Raw genomic sequence first — 13,525 nt, 5'->3', positions numbered from 1 at the left:
AAAACTAACTGGAACCTTTTAGAAAATTTTGTGTTATAAATGATCAATCAGTTCCCCACGGAACTGACAGGGGGGTTTTAATGCCGCAACAGGGAGGAAGCATGGAACGTAAGTTTATCGACTGGCACCCCGCCGATATCGTCGCCGCGCTACGCAAAAAGGGCTCGTCGCTGGCCGCGGAGTCCCGCAAAGCGGGCCTGAGCTCATCAACGCTCGCCAATGCGTTGACCCGCCCCTGGCCCAGAGGCGAAAAGATCATTGCCGAAGCGCTGGGTACCGAGCCGTGGATCATCTGGCCGTCACGCTATCACGATCCGATCACGCACGAATTTATCGATCGCTCGCGTCTGATTCGCCATCGTTGATAATTCCGCCGACATCGCCGCGTTGCCTGAACCATAAAAAAAGCCCGCCGGGAGCGGCTGGTTATCAGCGTTTCCCGACAGGCTTATCGCAGACTCCGCGCAGGCGGAAAAGACGTTATTCGCCTTTTATGCGCTCAATATTCGCACCCAGCGCACGCAGCTTATCTTCGATGCCTTCATAGCCGCGATCGATGTGATAAATGCGATCCACAACGGTCGTGCCTTCCGCGATGCAGCCCGCCAGCACCAGGCTTGCGGATGCGCGCAGATCGGTCGCCATCACCTGCGCGCCGGAGAGTTTTTCAACGCCGTGGCAAATGACAGTATTGCTTTCGATTTCCGCATGCGCGCCCATACGGATAAGCTCCGGCACGTGCATAAAGCGGTTTTCAAAAATGGTTTCGGTGATAACGCCAGTGCCTTCAGCCACCAGGTTCAACAGCGTGAACTGCGCCTGCATATCGGTCGGGAAAGCCGGATGCGGCGCCGTGCGCACGTTTACCGCTTTCGGGCGTTTGCCGTGCATATCAAGGCTTATCCAGTCTTCGCCGGTTTCGATATCCGCGCCCGCTTCACGCAGTTTCGCCAGCACCGCATCCAGCGTGTCAGGGCGGGTGTTGCGGCACATCACTTTACCGCCGGAAATCGCGGCGGCGACCAGGAAAGTCCCGGTCTCGATACGGTCCGGCAAAACGCGATAGACGCCGCCGCCCAGGCGCTCAACGCCTTCGATAGTGATCTTATCGGTACCCTGACCGGTAATTTTCGCACCGAGGGTATTGAGAAAATTCGCGGTATCGACAATCTCCGGCTCGCGCGCGGCGTTTTCGATAACCGTAGTGCCTTCGGCAAGCGTCGCGGCGGACATGATGGTTACCGTCGCGCCAACGCTCACTTTATCCATCACGATATGCGCGCCTTTCAGACGCCCCCGGACAGACGCTTTGACATAGCCTTCTTCCAGTTTGATTTCCGCGCCCAGCTGCTCAAGGCCGGTAATGTGTAAGTCCACCGGACGCGCGCCGATCGCGCAGCCGCCCGGCAGAGAGACCTGGCCCTGACCGAAACGCGCCACCAGCGGCCCCAGCGCCCAGATAGAAGCGCGCATGGTTTTCACCAGCTCGTACGGCGCGCAGAAGATATTGACCTTGCTTGCATCGATCCAGACGGAGCCGTTACGCTCCACTTTAGTCCCGAGCTGGCTCAGCAGCTTCATGGTGGTATCGATATCTTTAAGCTTGGGTACGTTTTGAATTTCTACTGGCTCTTCAGCCAGCAGAGCGGCAAAAAGGATCGGCAGAGCGGCGTTTTTCGCCCCTGAGATCGTCACTTCGCCGGAAAGGCGGCCTGGCCCCTGCACACGGAATTTATCCATCAGAACTGTTCTCTGTTATTCAATCAATTGCTGTCGGCGTAACGCCCACAGCTCAAAAACCGTTGAGTTTGCGCTCGCGTTCCCATTCCTGGGGCGTGAACGTCTTGATGGAGACCGCATGAATGCGGTTATCGGCGATGAACTCCATCAGCGGGCCGTAGACCGCCTGCTGTTTCTTCACGCGGCTCATTTCGCCAAACAGCTCACCCACAGCAATGACCTGAAAGTGGCTGCCATCGCCGGAGGAGACGTGGACTTCCTGGAGAGGCAGTGCGTTCATCAGCACCGTCTGAATTTCATGATTTTCCATGGGCTTTATTCATTATTCAGTGAAAACAGCCCAACATCTTAGAGCAAAGTGGCGCCGTCTTAAACAAGCAAAAAAGCCCCGCCGGAGACACGGACGGGGCTTTATCAGTAACGTGCTGAAAATATTAGTCTGTCGAGGTCGGCAGAAGGTTTTCCGGCAGGTTGTAAAGTTTCGCAAGCGTTGCCAGATTCTCGCTCATCCCTTCAAGCGCCACACCGCGTCCACCCGCCTGCGTCAGCGCGACCAGATGCACCAGCAGCGCCAGCCCGGCGGTATCGACGCGGGCAAGGCCGCTGAGATCGATACGCTGCAAGCCGTCCGTGATGGACTGCCGTTGTTCCCACAGGGGCGTCAACGTCTCGCGATCCAGCGTGCCGTTTAAACGCAGTTGCGCTTCCTGGCGCTCCCAGTGCAGTTCCGCGGACATTACTGTTTCTGATCCAGCGTAATCGGCTGACGGGAGATGGATTTCAGCTGCTCGGTCAGGCCATCGATGCCTTTCTGGCGCAGCAGATCGCTCCACTCGTTCTGTTTGGTCGTAATCATGCTCACGCCTTCCGCGATCATGTCATACGCCTGCCAGTTGCCGGTCTGGCTGTTTTTACGCCACTGGAAATCAAGACGTACCGGCGGACGACCGTTCGGGTCAATGATGGTGACGCGAATCGGAATGATATTGGCATCGCCGAGCGGCTGCTCCGGCGCGATCTGGTAAGTCTGGCCGTGATACATCGCCAGTGCCTGACCGTAGGCCTGTTTCAGGTATTCGCGAAACGCGGCGAAATAGGCTTCGCGCTGCGCAGGCGTCGCTTCTTTGTAATAGCGGCCCAGCACCAGCGCGCCTGCGTATTTCACCTGAACATACGGCAGCAGTTCCTGATCGACGATATCGCGCAGGTAGTTCGGGTTCTGACGGATTTGCGGCTGTTCGTTTTTCAGACGATCAAACGTTTTCTTTGCCGCCTCGTTCATCAGCTTATACGGGTTGGATTGATCCGCCGCCGTAGCAGTGGCAAGCGGCGCAATCACCAGCATGGCGACCATTAAAAGACGTTTAAACATATCCGTTTCTCCTGATTAGTTCGTCGCGCCGGCAGGCGGCGTCGCGTTATCCGGTTGGGCGGCAGAGCCCTGCTCGCCGCCCTCTTTCTGGTTGTCGCCGCTGTTGCTCTTATAGAGGAACTGGCCAATCAGATCTTCAAGCACCATGGCGGATTTCGTGTCCTGAATCGTGCCGCCATCCTTAAGGATAGTGGTTCCCAGCTCAGGATCTTCAAAACCGACGTTCAGCGCCAGATATTGCTCCCCCAGCAGGCCGGAAGTACGAATCGCCAGCGAGCTGGTATCGGGAATATGATCGTAGCGCTGTTCGATATCCATCGCGACGCGCGGCAGGTAGGTTTTCGGATCCAGCGTAATGTCGGAAACGCGGCCGATCACCACGCCGCCAATACGTACCGGCGAATGCGGTTTCAGGCCGCCGATATTATCAAAGGTGGCATAGAGCCGGTATGTCGGTTCGGCCCGCAGCGAAGTGACATCCGCCACTTTCAGACAAATGAACAGTGCGGCCAGCAGCGCCACCAGCATAAAAGCGCCAACCCAAATCTCAAATTTCTTCGTTTGCATGCGTTAGTTCCCAAACATCAATGCGGTAAGCACAAAATCAAGGCCAAGCACGGCCAGTGATGCGTGCACAACGGTACGTGTAGTTGCCCGGCTGATCCCGGCAGACGTCGGGATCGCGTCGTAACCGTTAAAGAGCGCAATCCAGGTCACCGTGATGGCAAACACCACGCTTTTAATCAAACAGTTAATCAGGTCCATACGCCAGTCGACGGCGTCCTGCATGGCGGACCAGAAAAACCCGGCATCGATGCCTTTCCAGTTCACGCCAACCAGAGAACCGCCCCAGACGCCCACCGCCACAAAAATGACCGTGAGCAGCGGCAGCGAGATAACGCCCGCCCAGAAGCGCGGCGAAATCACACGGCGCAGCGGGTCGACCGCCATCATTTCCATGCTGGAGAGCTGTTCAGTCGCCTTCATCAGCCCGATTTCCGCCGTCAGCGCCGAACCGGCGCGGCCCGCGAACAGCAGCGCGGCGACGACCGGCCCCAACTCGCGCAGCAGCGACAGCGCCACCAGCATGCCGAGGCTCGTTTCCGCGCTGTAGGTGGTCAGCACCAGATACCCCTGCAGGCCCAGCACCATCCCGATAAACAGCCCGGAGACGATGATAATGATCATCGACAGGACGCCCACATGATAGAGCTGGCGCACCAGCAGCGGGCCGTGTTTGCGAAACTCCGGCTTGCCGACGATGGCATTGAATAACATCAGCCCGGCGCGGCCGAAGGAGGCGCTGAATTTAAGCCCGCGTTGCCCCATCGACGCCAGTAAATTTAACAGCATGAGCAGACTAACTCCCTGTTGGCGAAATCAGATCGTGGTGGTAATCCCCGGCGGGATAGCGGAAAGGCACCGGCCCGTCGGCGATGCCGTCAAGGAACTGGCGCACGCGCGGATCGGTATTCTCTTGCAGCGCCTGGGCGCTGCCCTGCGCGACAATCCGTTTGTCGGCGACGATATACGCATAATCCGCGATGCTTAATACTTCCGGCACGTCATGCGACACCACCACGCAGGTCACACCGAGCGCGCTGTTCAGCTCGGAAATGAGCTTCACCAGCACGCCCATAGTGATAGGGTCCTGGCCGACGAACGGCTCGTCGAACATGATAAGGTCCGGCTCCAGCGCAATCGCGCGCGCCAGCGCGGCGCGACGCGCCATACCGCCCGAGAGTTCAGAGGGCATCAGTTTCGCCGCCCCGCGCAGCCCTACGGCTTCCAGCTTCATCATGACGGTGCTACGCAATAGCGGTTCCGGCAGACGGGTATGTTCGCGCAGCGGGTAAGCGACGTTTTCAAACACGTTCAGATCGGTAAACAGCGCGCCGGACTGAAACAGCATGCTCATGCGCTTGCGTACTTCATAAAGCCGCGAGCGGGACATGGCGGGAATATTTTCGCCGTCGAACAGGATTTCTCCGCGGTCTGGCGCAATCTGCCCGCCGATCAGGCGCAGCAGCGTGGTTTTACCGATCCCTGACGGCCCCATAATGGCCGTTACCTTACCGCGCGGGACGGTAAGCGAGATATTGTCAAAAATAGATCGGTTGCCGCGCGTAAAGCTTACGCCACGCACGTCAATCAATGTCTCACCGATCTGGCTCATCAACGCATCCTTTAAGGTTCGCAGAGTTGTTCATAATGGCGCCAGTCGACACCGCAAAGGGGTTATTTTTACAGAATATCCCCGTATGAGGTTAGCGAAAGCTGGCATTTGTTTTACTTTTGGCGCGCATCTGGTCAAAATTAAGAGTTTACTTCGTTCCTCAAAGATCCGTATGCGCGGCCAGCAACTCAGGCACAGTGGACCGGCGATTATACCCGAAGAAAGGACTTTGCATGCTTTTAGCTACGGCGCTGTTGATTATTGGTTTGCTATTGGTGGTCTATAGCGCCGATCGTCTGGTTTTCGCCGCCTCGCTACTCTGCCGCAGCCTGGGCGTGCCGCCGTTGCTGATTGGCATTACCGTGGTCGGTATCGGCACCTCTCTGCCTGAAATTATGGTTTCCGTCGCCGCCGCGCTGCATGGCGAAACCAGTCTCGCCGTCGGCACGGCGATTGGTTCGAATATCACCAATATTTTGCTGATAGCGGGCTTAACGGCGCTGCTGCGCCCCCTGGCGGCGCACTCCTCCATGCTGCGTCGCGAGCTCTCCGCCATGCTGATTGTCAGCGCGCTGGCGGGCCTGGTGCTGTGGGATGGCGAACTCACCCGCGCCGAAGGCATCTGGCTATTGCTCATCGCCGCCGCCTATTTATGGTTTATCATCCGCCTGGCCCGCCACGCGGAGCGTCAGGGCAACGACAGCCTGACGCGCGAGCAGCTCGCCGAATTGCCGCGCGAAGGCGGACGCTCGGTCGCGTTTCTCTGGCTTGGCGTGGCGCTCATTATTATGCCGATGGCGACGCGCATGGTGGTGGATAACGCCACCGTGCTGGCCCACGGTTTCGCCATCAGCGAGCTGACCGTCGGCCTGACCGCCATCGCTATCGGCACCAGCCTGCCGGAACTGGCCACCGCCATCGCGGGCGCGCGCAAAGGCGAAGACGATATCGCCATCGGCAATATTATCGGCTCCAATGTTTACAATCTGGCTATTGTTCCTGGCCTGCCCGCGCTGCTGGCGCCTGGTCATTTCGATCCGCTGGCCTTCACCCGCGATTACGGCGTCATGCTGCTGGTCAGCGTTATTTTCGTGATGCTGTGCTGGCGTCCTGAGCGGTATCTCGGTAAAAAAACCGGCGCCGGATTATTATGTGGGTTTCTCGTTTGGATGGTGATGCTGTTCTGGGCGTCGCCGCGTCTTGTTGGATGAATCGGAATCGCATTATGTCGCAACTAGATTTACCGCCAGGTTTTGACTTTGAACAGGCCGGGAAAGATGTCCTGACTATTGAGCGCGCAGGCCTGGAACAGCTGGATCAATACATTAACGCCGACTTTGCCCGCGCCTGCGAAAGCATGTTCTACTGCCGCGGCAAAGTCGTGGTGATGGGCATGGGCAAATCGGGGCACATCGGTAAAAAAATGGCGGCCACGTTCGCCAGCACCGGCACGCCATCGTTCTTCGTGCATCCGGCGGAGGCGAGCCACGGCGATTTAGGCATGGTGAGCCCGCAGGATATCGTGATTGCGATCTCCAACTCCGGCGAGTCCAACGAAATCCTGGCGCTGATCCCGGTGCTCAAACGGCTTCAGGTGCAGCTTATCTGCGTGACAGGCCGTCCGGAGAGCGCGATGGCCAAAGCGGCGGATATCCATCTGTGCATAAAAGTACCGCAGGAAGCCTGCCCGCTCGGCCTGGCGCCGACCACCAGCACCACCGCGACGCTGGTTATGGGCGATGCGCTCGCCGTCGCGCTGCTAAAAGCGCGCGGCTTTACGCCTGAAGATTTCGCGCTTTCGCATCCGGGCGGCGCGCTCGGGCGCAAGCTGCTGCTGCGGGTTAACGACATCATGCACACCGGCGATGAAATTCCGCACGTCAGCAAAGAGGCCTCTCTGCGCGACGCGCTTCTGGAAATCACCCGCAAGAATCTTGGCATGACGGTCATTTGCGATGACCTGATGAAAATCGACGGCGTCTTTACCGATGGCGACTTGCGCCGCGTCTTTGATATGGGCGGCGATCTGCATCAGATGAAGATTGTCGACGTGATGACGCCAGGCGGCATTCGGGTGCGTCCGGGGACGCTCGCGGTCGATGCGCTTAACCTGATGCAGTCGCGCCATATTACTTCCGTCATGGTGGCTGATGGCGACCAGTTGCGCGGTGTGATACATATGCATGATTTGCTGCGCGCAGGCGTGGTGTAACAAAGGAAAGGTTTAATGAGTAACCCTGATGGCGCCATCTCTACCTGCTATGGGCCGGTGAGCGCGCAGATCATTGCGCAGGCGGCGCAAATCCGCCTGCTGATCCTGGATGTCGACGGCGTCATGTCCGACGGCCTGATTTACATGGGCAACAGCGGCGAAGAGCTGAAAGCCTTCAACGTACGCGACGGCTACGGTATTCGCTGCGCGCTGACGTCCGGCATTGAGGTCGCGATTATCACCGGGCGCAAAGCGAAGCTGCTGGAAGATCGCTGCGAGACGCTCGGCATTACGCATCTTTACCAGGGACAATCCGATAAGCTTATCGCTTACCGGCAACTGCTGGAAAAACTGGCGCTTGCTCCAGAAAATGTCGCCTATGTGGGCGATGATTTAATTGACTGGCCGGTCATGGCGCAGGTCGGGCTGAGCGTCGCGGTAGCGGATGCGCATCCGTTGCTGACGCCAAAAGCGGATTACGTCACCCATATTGCAGGCGGACGCGGCGCGGTGCGCGAAGTGTGCGATCTCCTGCTGCTGGCGCAGGGCAAATTAGATGAGGCCATAGGGCAATCCATATGAGTAAGACCAGACGCTGGGTCATTATCCTGCTGGCGCTGGCCGCGCTGGTGCTGATTGGCATTAACCTGGCCGATCAGGATGAAAGCGGCCCGACGACGGTAAACAGCAATGAGCCGACATACCAGAGCGAGCAGTCGAATACCGTTGTCTATAGCCCGGAAGGCGCGCTGAACTACCGCCTGGTCGCGCAGCACGTCGAATATTTCTCCGAAGAAGGCGTTTCCTGGTTTACACAGCCGGTGATGACCACCTTCGATACCAATAAAGTGCCGACCTGGTCGGTCAAGGCGGATCGTGCCAAACTGACCAATGACAGGATGCTCTATCTGACCGGTCATGTGGAAGTGAACGCGCTGACGCCAGATTCACAGTTACGCAAAATTACGACCGACAAGGCGGAGATCAACCTGGTCACCCAGGACGTTACCTCTGATACGCTTGTTACTCTTTACGGCACCAGCTTTAATTCCAGCGGCCTGAAAATGCGCGGGAACCTTCGCAGCAAAAATGCCGAGCTGATTGAAAAGGTTAGAACTTCTTATGAAATCCAGAATAAACAAACTCAGCCTTAATCTCGTACTGACCAGTACGCTGCTGGCGGCAGGCTTCCCGGCGTTCGCGCTGACGGGCGATACCGAACAGCCTATCCATATTGAATCCGATCAGCAGTCGCTGGATATGCAGGGCAACGTGGTCACCTTCACCGGCAACGTCGTGGTGACCCAGGGCACGATTAAAATCAACGCCGATAAAGTCGTCGTGACGCGCCCGAGCGGTGATAAAGGCAAAGAGGTGATTGACGGTTACGGCAATCCGGCCACGTTCTACCAGATGCAGGACAACGGCAAACCGGTGAAAGGCCACGCCTCCACGATGCACTACGAGCTGCAGAGCGATTTCGTGGTGTTGACCGGCAACGCCTACCTTGAACAGCTCGACAGCAACATCAAAGGCGACAAAATCACCTATCTCGTGAAAGAGCAGAAAATGCAGGCGTTCAGCGAGAAAGGTAAACGCGTCACCACCGTGCTGGTGCCGTCGCAGCTGCAAAATAAAGACGGTGCCGCTCAGGCGCCAGCCCAGAAAAAGAGTAACTAAACCCTTATGGCAACACTCATTGCGAAACACCTGGCGAAAGCCTACAAAGGCCGCCGCGTAGTGGAAGATGTCAGCCTGACGGTAAACTCAGGCGAGATTGTCGGCCTGCTTGGCCCGAACGGCGCGGGCAAAACCACGACGTTTTATATGGTCGTGGGTATCGTTCAGCGCGACGCGGGCGACATCATCATTGATGATGAAGATATCAGCCTGCTGCCGCTGCACGCCCGCGCGCGTCGCGGCATCGGCTATCTGCCGCAGGAAGCGTCGATTTTCCGCCGCCTGAGCGTCTATGACAACCTGATGGCCGTCCTGCAAATCCGTGACGATCTCAGCACCGAGCAGCGCGAAGATCGCGCCAAAGAGCTGATGGAAGAGTTTCACATCGACCATCTGCGCGATAGCCTCGGCCAGTCGCTTTCCGGTGGCGAGCGCCGTCGCGTCGAGATCGCCCGCGCGCTGGCCGCGAACCCGAAATTTATCCTGCTTGATGAACCGTTCGCCGGCGTCGACCCGATTTCAGTTATCGATATTAAGCGCATTATTGAGCATCTGCGCGACAGCGGCCTCGGCGTGCTGATTACCGACCACAACGTGCGTGAAACGCTGGCGGTCTGCGAACGCGCTTACATTGTCAGCCAGGGCCACCTTATCGCCCACGGCACGCCTGAAGATATCCTGCAGGACGAACAGGTTAAACGCGTATACCTTGGGGAAGAGTTCAGACTCTGATAGGGTAGAGCAACAGGCAGAAACGGCGCGCTTCCCGGCGCACCCTGCCGCAACAGGTCTTTTTGACGTTTACACCTGAGGATTTTTGCTCTGAATATGAAGCAAGGTTTGCAACTAAGGCTTAGCCAACAGCTCGCCATGACGCCGCAGTTGCAGCAGGCCATCCGCTTGTTGCAATTGTCCACGCTGGAGCTTCAACAGGAGCTGCAACAGGCGCTGGAGAGCAATCCCCTGCTTGAACAAACCGACATTCACGACGAAATTGCCACTCAGGAAACGCAGACCAGCGAAGGGCTGGACACCGCCGAAGCGCTGGAGCAAAAAGAGATGCCGGACGAGCTGCCGCTTGACGCCAGCTGGGACGAGATCTACACCGCCGGCACGCCGTCGGGCACCGGCACTGACTATATCGACGACGAATTGCCTGTCTATCAGGGCGAAACCACCCAAAGCTTGCAGGACTACCTGATGTGGCAGGTGGAACTGACGCCGTTTTCCGATACCGATCGCGCCATCGCCACGGCGATCGTCGACGCGGTGGACGACACCGGCTATCTCACCGTGACGGTGCAGGATATTCTCGACGGCATGGGCAATAGCGATGACGACATTGGTCTGGAAGAGATCGAAGCCGTGCTTAAGCGCGTTCAGCGTTTCGATCCGGTAGGCGTCGCCGCCCGCGATCTGCGCGACTGCCTGCTAATCCAGCTCTCGCAGTTCAGCGCTGAAACGCCCTTCCTGGCGCAGGCGCGCCAGATCGTCAGCGATCATCTCGATTTGCTGGCCAATCATGACTTCCGCAGCCTGATGCGCGTCACGCGCCTTAAAGAAGATGTATTGAAAGAAGCCGTGACTCTTATTCAGTCGCTCGATCCGCGCCCTGGACAGTCGATCCAGACCGGCGAGCCGGAATATGTCATCCCGGATGTCCTGGTGCGCAAGCATAACGACCGCTGGACCGTCGAGCTCAACGCCGACAGCCTTCCCCGGCTCAAAATCAATCAGCAGTACGCCGCCATGTCCGGCAGCGCGCGCAATGAATCCGACAGCCAGTTCATCCGCAGCAATCTCCAGGAGGCCAAATGGCTTATCAAAAGCCTGGAGAGCCGTAACGACACGCTGCTGCGCGTCAGCCGCTGCATCGTCGAACAGCAGCAGGCGTTCTTTGAACAGGGCGAAGAGTATATGAAGCCGATGGTGCTGGCCGATATTGCTCAGGCGGTCGAGATGCATGAATCCACTATCTCCCGCGTCACCACGCAAAAATATCTGCACAGCCCGCGCGGCATCTTTGAATTAAAGTATTTTTTCTCAAGCCACGTAAACACCGAGGGCGGCGGCGAAGCCTCGTCCACGGCCATCCGCGCGCTGGTGAAAAAGTTGATTGCAGCGGAAAACCCCGCGAAACCCTTAAGCGACAGCAAGCTTACGTCTATGCTGTCAGAACAGGGGATCATGGTGGCCCGCCGTACCGTTGCGAAGTATCGAGAATCTTTATCCATACCGCCGTCAAACCAGCGCAAACAGCTGGTCTGACCCAACCGATAAGGAAGACACTATGCAGCTCAACATCACAGGACATAACGTCGAAATCACTGAAGCGCTGCGCGACTTCGTTAATACCAAGTTCGCCAAGCTGGAGCAGTATTTCGAAAGGATTAATCAGGTCTATATTGTGCTGAAGGTGGAAAAGGTGACGCAAATCGCCGACGCCACCCTGCATGTGAACGGCGGGGAGCTGCATGCCAGTTCGGAAGCGCAGGATATGTACGCCGCTATTGACGGTTTGATTGATAAACTGGCGCGGCAGCTCACTAAACATAAAGATAAACTGAAACAACATTAATTGTCCGGGCGTTGCGCTGGGACATCGGCGGCTCGCGGCCCGTGCGGCGAGCCGCCGCACCAGAAAACGCTTAGGTGAAATTATGATGAATAATGATTCGGCTCTGCCATTGAGCAATGTTTTAAACCAGGAATGCACCCGCAGCGGCGTACACTGCCAGAGCAAAAAGCGCGCCCTGGAAATTATCAGCGAGCTGGCGGCAAAGCAGCTCAGCCTGCCGCCGCAGGTCGTCTTTGAAGCGATCCTCACCCGTGAGCGGATGGGCAGTACCGGGATCGGCAACGGCATCGCTATTCCCCACGGCAAGCTTGAAGAAGATACGCTGCGCGCCGTCGGCGTTTTCGTCCAGCTTGAAACGCCTATCCCTTTCGACGCCATTGATAACCAGCCCGTCGATTTACTTTTTGCGCTGCTGGTGCCGGCGGATCAAACCAAAACGCATCTGCATACGCTCTCTCTGGTGGCAAAAAGACTGGCGGACAAAACGATTTGTCGCCGTCTGCGCGCCGCGCAAAGCGATGAAGAGCTCTACCAGATAATCACTGAAACCAGTGAAGAGAATGAATGACCGTGCCGACAGGCACAATCCAGGAGGCGCCGGTTACCCGGTCTGAAGTGTGGAGAAACAGCAGATGGTTCTGATGATCGTCAGTGGACGTTCAGGGTCAGGGAAATCGGTCGCCCTGCGTGCACTGGAAGATATGGGGTTCTACTGCGTCGATAACCTGCCTGTCGTGCTGCTGCCTGAACTGGCGCGCACGCTTTCGGAAAGGCAGATATCCGCCGCGGTGAGCATCGACGTTCGCAATATGCCGGAATCCCCGGAGGTGTTTGAGCAGGCGATGAACAACCTGCCGGACGCGTTCTCTCCGCAACTGCTGTTCCTCGACGCCGACCGTAACACGCTTATCCGCCGCTACAGCGACACGCGTCGCCTGCACCCGCTCTCCAGCAAAAATTTGTCGCTGGAAAGCGCCATTGATGAAGAGAACGATCTGCTGGAGCCGCTGCGATCGCGTGCGGATCTTATCGTCGATACGTCGGAAATGTCGGTGCATGAACTGGCCGAGATGCTGCGCACGCGGCTGCTCGGCAAGCGCGAGCGCGAACTCACAATGGTGTTTGAATCTTTCGGCTTTAAACACGGCATCCCTATCGACGCCGATTACGTTTTCGACGTGCGCTTCCTGCCGAACCCGCACTGGGACCCGAAACTGCGCCCGATGACCGGCCTCGACAAGCCCGTCGCGGCGTTTCTCGACCGCCATACCGAAGTGCATAACTTCATCTACCAGACGCGCAGCTACCTGGAACTCTGGCTGCCGATGCTGGAAACCAACAACCGCAGCTATCTCACCGTCGCGATTGGCTGCACCGGCGGTAAACACCGCTCTGTCTATATCGCCGAACAGCTGGCGGATTACTTCCGCTCGCGCGGTAAAAACGTTCAGTCCCGCCATCGCACGCTGGAAAAACGCAAATCATGACCGTAAAACAGACCGTTGAGATCACCAACAAGCTCGGGATGCACGCCCGCCCGGCCATGAAGCTGTTTGAGCTGGTGCAGAGCTTTGACGCGGAAGTATTACTGCGTAATGAAGCCGGGACAGAAGCGGAAGCCAGCAGCGTGATCGCGCTGCTGATGCTGGATTCCGCCCAGGGCGGGCACATTGAGATTGAAGCTACCGGCCCGCAGGAAAAAGAAGCGCTGGCGGCCGTGATCGCGCTGTTTAACGCAGGCTTTGACGAAGACTGACCGCCCAGTCC

At 57.5% G+C, this 13,525-nt stretch carries 19 protein-coding genes; 12 read left to right on the top strand and 7 right to left on the bottom strand.

Annotated elements, in window-relative coordinates:
• Positions 1 to 101: 101 nt before the first annotated feature.
• A complete protein-coding gene (sfsB, locus tag AFK65_RS02090) occupies positions 102 to 365 on the top strand; it encodes a DNA-binding transcriptional regulator SfsB (RefSeq protein ID WP_012815011.1) in 264 nt (87 codons plus the stop codon).
• Positions 366 to 480: 115 nt separating this feature from the next.
• Here the strand turns inward: sfsB and murA are convergent, their stop codons facing one another.
• The 7 genes from murA to mlaF form a co-directional block, all read right to left on the bottom strand.
• Positions 481 to 1,740, bottom strand: a complete 1,260-nt coding sequence (murA, locus tag AFK65_RS02085) for a UDP-N-acetylglucosamine 1-carboxyvinyltransferase (RefSeq protein WP_007704942.1) — start codon at positions 1,738 to 1,740, stop codon at positions 481 to 483.
• Between the two features lie 52 nt (positions 1,741 to 1,792).
• Complete coding sequence (gene ibaG, locus AFK65_RS02080) at positions 1,793 to 2,050, bottom strand: BolA family iron metabolism protein IbaG (protein WP_004385081.1); 258 nt, start codon at positions 2,048 to 2,050, stop codon at positions 1,793 to 1,795.
• A gap of 124 nt (positions 2,051 to 2,174) precedes the next feature.
• Complete coding sequence (mlaB, locus tag AFK65_RS02075; protein ID WP_007704938.1) at positions 2,175 to 2,477, bottom strand: lipid asymmetry maintenance protein MlaB; 303 nt, start codon at positions 2,475 to 2,477, stop codon at positions 2,175 to 2,177.
• Positions 2,477 to 3,112, bottom strand: coding sequence for a phospholipid-binding protein MlaC (gene mlaC / locus AFK65_RS02070; RefSeq protein ID WP_007704935.1), 636 nt, complete (start codon positions 3,110 to 3,112; stop codon positions 2,477 to 2,479). Before mlaC ends, mlaB begins: the two co-directional genes overlap by 1 nt.
• Before the next feature lie 15 nt (positions 3,113 to 3,127).
• The gene (mlaD, locus tag AFK65_RS02065; RefSeq protein WP_007704933.1) at positions 3,128 to 3,679 is read right to left on the bottom strand and encodes an outer membrane lipid asymmetry maintenance protein MlaD; all 552 of its coding nucleotides are present in this window, start codon (positions 3,677 to 3,679) and stop codon (positions 3,128 to 3,130) included.
• 3 nt (positions 3,680 to 3,682) lie between these two features.
• Complete coding sequence (gene mlaE / locus AFK65_RS02060; RefSeq protein ID WP_007704931.1) at positions 3,683 to 4,465, bottom strand: lipid asymmetry maintenance ABC transporter permease subunit MlaE; 783 nt, start codon at positions 4,463 to 4,465, stop codon at positions 3,683 to 3,685.
• A 7-nt stretch (positions 4,466 to 4,472) separates the two neighbouring features.
• On the bottom strand, positions 4,473 to 5,288 hold the full coding sequence (gene mlaF, locus AFK65_RS02055) for a phospholipid ABC transporter ATP-binding protein MlaF (protein WP_007872833.1): 816 nt from the start codon (positions 5,286 to 5,288) through the stop codon (positions 4,473 to 4,475).
• A gap of 233 nt (positions 5,289 to 5,521) precedes the next feature.
• Here mlaF and AFK65_RS02050 point away from each other — a divergent pair, with 233 nt between their 5' ends.
• The 11 genes from AFK65_RS02050 (at position 5,522) to npr (ending at position 13,514) form a co-directional block, all read left to right on the top strand.
• A complete protein-coding gene (locus AFK65_RS02050; protein WP_038858213.1) occupies positions 5,522 to 6,499 on the top strand; it encodes a calcium/sodium antiporter in 978 nt (325 codons plus the stop codon).
• Positions 6,500 to 6,513: 14 nt separating this feature from the next.
• Complete coding sequence (kdsD, locus tag AFK65_RS02045) at positions 6,514 to 7,500, top strand: arabinose-5-phosphate isomerase KdsD (RefSeq protein ID WP_038858245.1); 987 nt, start codon at positions 6,514 to 6,516, stop codon at positions 7,498 to 7,500.
• A gap of 15 nt (positions 7,501 to 7,515) precedes the next feature.
• Complete coding sequence (gene kdsC / locus AFK65_RS02040; protein ID WP_007704914.1) at positions 7,516 to 8,082, top strand: 3-deoxy-manno-octulosonate-8-phosphatase KdsC; 567 nt, start codon at positions 7,516 to 7,518, stop codon at positions 8,080 to 8,082.
• Positions 8,079 to 8,654, top strand: a complete 576-nt coding sequence (lptC, locus tag AFK65_RS02035; protein ID WP_007704912.1) for an LPS export ABC transporter periplasmic protein LptC — start codon at positions 8,079 to 8,081, stop codon at positions 8,652 to 8,654. The genes kdsC and lptC overlap by 4 nt, the downstream gene beginning before the upstream one ends.
• Positions 8,623 to 9,180 carry a lipopolysaccharide ABC transporter substrate-binding protein LptA gene (lptA, locus tag AFK65_RS02030; protein WP_007704909.1) on the top strand — a complete coding sequence of 186 codons (558 nt, stop codon included), beginning with the start codon at positions 8,623 to 8,625 and terminating at the stop codon, positions 9,178 to 9,180. Before lptC ends, lptA begins: the two co-directional genes overlap by 32 nt.
• Before the next feature lie 6 nt (positions 9,181 to 9,186).
• Positions 9,187 to 9,912, top strand: coding sequence for an LPS export ABC transporter ATP-binding protein (gene lptB, locus AFK65_RS02025; RefSeq protein WP_007704907.1), 726 nt, complete (start codon positions 9,187 to 9,189; stop codon positions 9,910 to 9,912).
• A gap of 96 nt (positions 9,913 to 10,008) precedes the next feature.
• A complete protein-coding gene (gene rpoN, locus AFK65_RS02020; RefSeq protein ID WP_007704906.1) occupies positions 10,009 to 11,448 on the top strand; it encodes an RNA polymerase factor sigma-54 in 1,440 nt (479 codons plus the stop codon).
• 22 nt (positions 11,449 to 11,470) lie between these two features.
• The gene (gene hpf, locus AFK65_RS02015) at positions 11,471 to 11,758 is read left to right on the top strand and encodes a ribosome hibernation promoting factor (protein ID WP_007704903.1); all 288 of its coding nucleotides are present in this window, start codon (positions 11,471 to 11,473) and stop codon (positions 11,756 to 11,758) included.
• A gap of 82 nt (positions 11,759 to 11,840) precedes the next feature.
• Positions 11,841 to 12,326, top strand: a complete 486-nt coding sequence (ptsN, locus tag AFK65_RS02010; protein WP_004385095.1) for a PTS IIA-like nitrogen regulatory protein PtsN — start codon at positions 11,841 to 11,843, stop codon at positions 12,324 to 12,326.
• Between the two features lie 64 nt (positions 12,327 to 12,390).
• Entirely contained in the window at positions 12,391 to 13,245 is an 855-nt protein-coding gene (rapZ, locus tag AFK65_RS02005; protein ID WP_004385096.1) for an RNase adapter RapZ, read from the top strand.
• Positions 13,242 to 13,514: a PTS phosphocarrier protein NPr gene (gene npr / locus AFK65_RS02000; protein WP_007704900.1), complete on the top strand. Its 273-nt coding sequence runs from the start codon at positions 13,242 to 13,244 to the stop codon at positions 13,512 to 13,514. Before rapZ ends, npr begins: the two co-directional genes overlap by 4 nt.
• Positions 13,515 to 13,525 lie beyond the last annotated feature (11 nt).

The organism is Cronobacter universalis NCTC 9529 (assembly GCF_001277175.1).
In the GTDB taxonomy this organism is placed as follows: Bacteria; Pseudomonadota; Gammaproteobacteria; order Enterobacterales; family Enterobacteriaceae; genus Cronobacter; species Cronobacter universalis.
This window is presented reverse-complemented; position numbering and strand designations above follow the sequence as displayed.

Excerpts from the sequence above, each read along its gene's own strand:
- sfsB (WP_012815011.1), top strand. The coding sequence starts at position 102 with ATGGAACGTAAGTTTATCGACTGGCACCCCGCCGATATCGTCGCCGCG.
- ptsN (WP_004385095.1), top strand. The coding sequence starts at position 11,841 with ATGATGAATAATGATTCGGCTCTGCCATTGAGCAATGTTTTAAACCAG.
- lptC (WP_007704912.1), top strand. The coding sequence starts at position 8,079 with ATGAGTAAGACCAGACGCTGGGTCATTATCCTGCTGGCGCTGGCCGCG.
- kdsD (WP_038858245.1), top strand. The coding sequence starts at position 6,514 with ATGTCGCAACTAGATTTACCGCCAGGTTTTGACTTTGAACAGGCCGGG.
- ibaG (WP_004385081.1), bottom strand. The coding sequence starts at position 2,050 with ATGGAAAATCATGAAATTCAGACGGTGCTGATGAACGCACTGCCTCTC.
- AFK65_RS02050 (WP_038858213.1), top strand. The coding sequence starts at position 5,522 with ATGCTTTTAGCTACGGCGCTGTTGATTATTGGTTTGCTATTGGTGGTC.
- mlaE (WP_007704931.1), bottom strand. The coding sequence starts at position 4,465 with ATGCTGTTAAATTTACTGGCGTCGATGGGGCAACGCGGGCTTAAATTC.
- rapZ (WP_004385096.1), top strand. The coding sequence starts at position 12,391 with ATGGTTCTGATGATCGTCAGTGGACGTTCAGGGTCAGGGAAATCGGTC.
- hpf (WP_007704903.1), top strand. The coding sequence starts at position 11,471 with ATGCAGCTCAACATCACAGGACATAACGTCGAAATCACTGAAGCGCTG.
- mlaD (WP_007704933.1), bottom strand. The coding sequence starts at position 3,679 with ATGCAAACGAAGAAATTTGAGATTTGGGTTGGCGCTTTTATGCTGGTG.
- murA (WP_007704942.1), bottom strand. The coding sequence starts at position 1,740 with ATGGATAAATTCCGTGTGCAGGGGCCAGGCCGCCTTTCCGGCGAAGTG.
- npr (WP_007704900.1), top strand. The coding sequence starts at position 13,242 with ATGACCGTAAAACAGACCGTTGAGATCACCAACAAGCTCGGGATGCAC.
- lptB (WP_007704907.1), top strand. The coding sequence starts at position 9,187 with ATGGCAACACTCATTGCGAAACACCTGGCGAAAGCCTACAAAGGCCGC.
- mlaC (WP_007704935.1), bottom strand. The coding sequence starts at position 3,112 with ATGTTTAAACGTCTTTTAATGGTCGCCATGCTGGTGATTGCGCCGCTT.
- mlaB (WP_007704938.1), bottom strand. The coding sequence starts at position 2,477 with ATGTCCGCGGAACTGCACTGGGAGCGCCAGGAAGCGCAACTGCGTTTA.
- mlaF (WP_007872833.1), bottom strand. The coding sequence starts at position 5,288 with ATGAGCCAGATCGGTGAGACATTGATTGACGTGCGTGGCGTAAGCTTT.
- lptA (WP_007704909.1), top strand. The coding sequence starts at position 8,623 with ATGAAATCCAGAATAAACAAACTCAGCCTTAATCTCGTACTGACCAGT.
- kdsC (WP_007704914.1), top strand. The coding sequence starts at position 7,516 with ATGAGTAACCCTGATGGCGCCATCTCTACCTGCTATGGGCCGGTGAGC.
- rpoN (WP_007704906.1), top strand. The coding sequence starts at position 10,009 with ATGAAGCAAGGTTTGCAACTAAGGCTTAGCCAACAGCTCGCCATGACG.